Source organism: Algibacter sp. (assembly GCF_049667265.1).
Lineage (GTDB): Bacteria > Bacteroidota > Bacteroidia > Flavobacteriales > Flavobacteriaceae > Algibacter_B.
In genome coordinates, this window is sequence record NZ_JBATHX010000167.1 from 1 (window position 1) to 5,084 (window position 5,084).

Sequence of the window (5,084 nt, forward strand, 5' to 3'; positions counted from 1 at the left end):
TTATAATTTTTATTTTCGGATTGTTAAATTTCACTAATGCACAATCTGACCCAAATACAAATTCTTATGGAAATAATAAGGCGGCAGGAAACTATATTACTATTAACGGTGCCAAACAATATTATGAAGTATATGGACAAGGGAATCCACTTGTTTTAATCCATGGTAATGGAGGCAATATTGCATATATGAAACCACAAATAGAGTACTTTTCCAAAAAGTATAAAGTAATTGTTATGGACTGCAGAGGACGAGGAAAAAGTGAACTCGGAATTGATAATTTGTCCTATTTGCAAATGACCAAAGATATAGTTGAGATTTTAGATTATGAACATGTTGATTCAACCTATGTATTAGGTAGAAGTGATGGTGCAATCCTTGCATTGTTATTAGCAATTCATCATCCAGAAAAAGTAAAAAAGATAGTAGCATTTTCTGCCAATATTACTCCCGATACTACAGCTCTTTACCCTGTAGTATATCACGATATAAAAAAGAGAAGAAAGCATGCTGACAAAATGCTAACAAAGAAAGATACAACTCAAAATTGGAAAGTATTACAACAAAGATTTCACATGATGGAATTTCAACCAACCATCTCGGTAAATGATTTACATAAAATCAAATGCCCAGTTTTAGTTATGTCAACGGATAGAGATATGATTCGTGAAGAACATACACTATCTATTTACCAGAATATTAAAAAAGCAAACCTTTGCTTCCTTCCTGGAGTTAACCATTTTGTTTCAAAGAGTGGTCCGACATTATTTAATGAAATAGTAGAAACTTATTTTTATGAGACTTATAAAGGTGATGAATTTAGGTTCTGAAATGAAAAACTGTTGCTAACAAAGTATAAAAATAATGCGTAAGTTTATTTATAATTCAAAAGGTTAGTGCTTTTTTGGTCACTCCGATTTTCCTGCGGAAAATCCTCCGACACAAAACCGCACTAACCATACACAAAACCGTTGTACTTCATTACACTCAACCGCTAACCAATGATAAAATTCTTTAGAAAAATTCGACAAAACTTACTTATGGAAAATAAAACTGGAAAGTATTTTAAATATGCTATCGGAGAAATTATACTTGTTGTTATTGGAATTTTAATTGCCCTATCAATTAATAATTGGAATGAGGAAAGAAAAGGGAAAATTCTGGCTAACCACAATGCAAATGGATTGGTAAGAGATTTAAAACAAGATACAGTTGTTCTAAACAGTTATATTCAATTTCATAAAAGAACATCTGCTGGATTAGAGGCTTTAATTTCTTTAAAAAATAAAGATTTAAACAAATCAATCTTCAATGATTCTTTATATGTGCTATATAAAAGAAATTGCTTAAATGTTGCTGAATTTAAAGATAACGGAAACACTTTAACTCAATTAAAGAGCACAGGAGATTTAGTTTTATTTAATGAGAGAACAAAAGACGGTATTTTATCACACGAGATATCTTCTAACGCTTTAAAGGTGCAAGGGGATTATTATAGAATTGCTTTTATTAATAGCACAAATATTTCGAAAAAAATGTTAGACCATACGGTTTTTGGAGACACTACATATTTCAAAAAAGGCAAATATACTGGTAAAACGTTTCCAAAAGGAAACTATTCCGATAACTTGACTAGAGAATTATTTAATGAATTATTTTTTTTAAAAATGACATCCGAATATTATTCAAATATTTATATGAAAATACATCTAGAAAATACAGGAAATTTAATTAGGTTTTTGACTAATGAATATGAAATAGTAGAAAAGGACTATGAGTTTGATTAATTTTTTTTGATAATTCTATTTAAATAAAAAATAACGAAAGCACAACTACGTGTATAATTAATTGCTTGGTTCAGGTCTACGTGGAAACTCCTTCGGAATTTCCTCTGGTTCGTTCCTTTTTTATTAAGTTAGTTGCTTAAACACGTAACTATCCTTACACGAACACGTTAGGCACAATTTAAAAACAGATATGAAATTTATTAGGTACTTATTTATTATAATTTTCTTTTTTGGAATAGCTGATGAATGTTTAGCCCAAGTTAAAAAAGATACATTGAGTGTGTTATTTATAGGTAACAGCTACACATACTATTCTAATATGCCTCATCTTGTATCTCTGATTTCAGACAGTACAAAAATTAAATTAGTAACCTATAAAAGTACTGCTGGTGGAGCTAAATTAAGCGACCATTGGTATGGTAATAAAGGGCTAAAATCAAAAGAAGCAATAAGTAGTGGAAAATACGATATTATTGTTTTACAAGGGTCAAGTAGTGAAGCTGTTAAGAAAAAGGAAGAATTTCTCAAATACTCTAAAAAGTTATCTGACCTAGTTAAAGCTTCTGGTGCTAAACCTTACTTATATGTGCCTTGGCCACCAAAAAAAATTCCACAATTTCAAGAAACAATAACAGAATCGTATCAACAAGCATCAAAAGAAAGTGATTGTGGACTTGTTATGGTTGGAGAAGCTTGGAAATTAGCTAAAACATTAAGACCAGATATACAATTGTTTTTACCAGATGGTAGTCATCCAACTGATTTAGGAGCATTTTTAACAGCTTGTGCCTTTGTGAACACTTTTTCGAGAGAACTGCCTAAAAATCTACCTGACAGGTTTTTTATAACAGATTCCGATGGAAAGGAAGTTATGATTTTTAGGGAAAATTCTTTAGATATTACATTTTGTCTAAAGGTGGTTCAAAGTTTATAAAAAACTGTGCCTAACAATGTATAAAAATAATTGCTCGATTTTGGGCTTAACCAAGTGTAGTTGCAAGTTTACTACGTCTGATTTTCCTGCGGAAAATCCTCGCACGTAAACACGCAACTATCCTTACACGAACACGTTAGCACCAATTAAAATCAACATTCGTGAAGAAGAGAATATTTAGATACTTAAAACACATTTTAATAACATTCCTAATTGGATTATGCTCATTCATAATAATCGCATTTTTAACAGGAAACGCATTAAAACATAGCCGAAATAATTTGGCTGACAATTGGAATAATGAAGGGCCGTACGTTTTTTTTAATAATGACAGTTTATTAAATATCAATTACTTGAAGGGTGACAAAGAAAATGGATTTGAATTGGAAAAATCAACTTCTAAAATAGATTCTTTAATTGAATTAAGATGCTATTATCCATTAGATTCAACAAGTTTTAATTTCGTGATAAACACCAAGTTTAAAATACCAAAATCTACCTATTCTGATTCTCAAAAGATTGTTGCAATATCTGATATTGAGAGTAATTACAAAACTTTTCGTGATTTTCTAATAAATAGTAATGTAATTGACAAAGAACTGAATTGGACTTTTGGGAAAAATCATTTAGTACTTGTTGGAGACTTTATTGACCGAAGTTATTTTACTACCCAAGTATTATGGTTCATTTATAAACTAGAACAAGATGCGAAATCAAAAGGTGGAAATGTTCATTATATTTTAGGCAACCACGAGATAATGAATATGCAAGGAGACCATAGATACGCGGAATCAAAATACAATCACCTAGCTTCTATTTTAGGTAAAAAGCAATTTGAATTTTATGGTAAAAACTCTTTTATAGGTCGTTGGTTAGAAAGCAAAAATACAATTGAGCTTATAAACGGAAATTTATTTGTTCACGGAGGTATTAGTCCTAAATTAGAAAATACTGAATTGAATATTGACGAACTAAATCAATTAATTAGAGAGAATTATTACAAACCATATTTCCCAAAGAAAAATGGAGAGAAAACTCAAGAACTACTAACTTCTTCAATAACATCACCTTATTGGTATAGAGGATATTTCAAAAATGATTTATCCCAGGAAGAAATTGATATAGGGCTTAACAAATTCAATGCAAAAGCAGTTATTGTTGGACACACAATTCAATCAAAAGTCAATAGAACTTACAATGGAAAAGTGATTGGAATTGATGTCAAGCATCCTCAAGATTATTACGAATATTTTCCAGCGATTACATCAGAAGGTCTTTTAATTAAAAATGGAAAATATTACCGTGTTTTTGAGAATGGAGAAACAGAAGAAATGAAATAACTGGTGCTAACAACTTATATAATTTATTGCTAGTTCTAGTTTACTTACGAAAATCCTCGCGGATTTTCTATCCGTGATTTATTTACTAAATTAGTTGCTTAACCACGCAACTAACCATACACCAACCATTGGCATTAATTTAAAACACAAACTTAGTAATACATATTTGTATGATTAAATTTTTATATTAATACATATAAGTATCTTTTTATTTGTTTTTTTATACGTATTTGTATACTTTTGAGTTTTATCACATACTTATATGTATAAAATATTAACAAATGAGAAACAAGAAAAAACTACTCTTAGAACAACTAGACCAAAAATTGGCGAATTTTAAAGATGCAGGATTGGTCTTGGTCCCACAAAAGGGATGGGTCAATACTATTAGAACTACTCTTAATATGACGAGGGACCAGTTAGGGACCAAACTTAACTTAACTAAAGGAGCTATACAAAAAATCGAGGAACGAGAAGCTACAGGTCAGATAACCATCAATAAATTAAAGGATGTTGGTAATGCTTTGGATATGAAATTTATCTATGGTTTTATTCCGAAAGATGGGACGATCGAAAGCTTAGTAAACTTAAAGGCTGAAAAGCTAGCACGAAAAATAGTTTTAAGGACTAATCAAAATATGAAATTAGAGGACCAAGGAATTGGAGATGAAAAAATAAATAAAACCATAAAGGAGCTTGCTGGTGAAATAAAACGTGAGATGAAAAAATCATTATGGGATTAGAATTCGATTATAAAGATGGCCAAACACCTTTAGACGAAGAAGAAAAGGAAGGTCTTAAAATAAAGTCTATCGCTACTCAAGGAGAACTAGATGAATTTGAGCAATTGAACATTGAAAAAGCAGTTGAATGGACTATTCATTCAAATTTAAAGACTGAAAGAATATTGACCATAAAATTTGTAAAAGACCTGCATAAAAAAATGTATGATGATGTTTGGAAATGGGCAGGTGAATTTAGAAAGTCTGACAAGAATATTGGTATTCCTTGGACCCAAATTGG

The 5,084-nt window shown here is 30.4% G+C and carries 5 protein-coding genes and 1 pseudogene; all 6 read left to right on the plus strand.

What is annotated here, in order from left to right; genetic code table 11:
• A partial coding sequence (locus WBN21_RS06195; RefSeq protein WP_424198491.1) for an alpha/beta fold hydrolase occupies window positions 1–830 on the plus strand: 830 nt, incomplete at its 5' end.
• 210 nt (window positions 831–1,040) lie between these two features.
• Window positions 1,041–1,787 (plus strand): DUF6090 family protein, encoded by a 747-nt coding sequence (locus WBN21_RS06200; RefSeq protein WP_424198492.1) that lies wholly within the window; start codon window positions 1,041–1,043, stop codon window positions 1,785–1,787.
• Window positions 1,788–1,977: 190 nt separating this feature from the next.
• The gene (locus WBN21_RS06205; protein ID WP_424198494.1) at window positions 1,978–2,721 is read left to right on the plus strand and encodes a hypothetical protein; all 744 of its coding nucleotides are present in this window, start codon (window positions 1,978–1,980) and stop codon (window positions 2,719–2,721) included.
• A 161-nt stretch (window positions 2,722–2,882) separates the two neighbouring features.
• A complete protein-coding gene (locus tag WBN21_RS06210; RefSeq protein ID WP_424198495.1) occupies window positions 2,883–4,061 on the plus strand; it encodes a metallophosphoesterase in 1,179 nt (392 codons plus the stop codon).
• A 281-nt stretch (window positions 4,062–4,342) separates the two neighbouring features.
• The gene (locus WBN21_RS06215) at window positions 4,343–4,804 is read left to right on the plus strand and encodes a mobile mystery protein A (RefSeq protein ID WP_424198496.1); all 462 of its coding nucleotides are present in this window, start codon (window positions 4,343–4,345) and stop codon (window positions 4,802–4,804) included.
• Window positions 4,795–5,084 (plus strand): annotated as a pseudogene (locus tag WBN21_RS06220) (mobile mystery protein B); the annotation flags it as partial. The gene WBN21_RS06215 and the pseudogene WBN21_RS06220, both read left to right, overlap by 10 nt.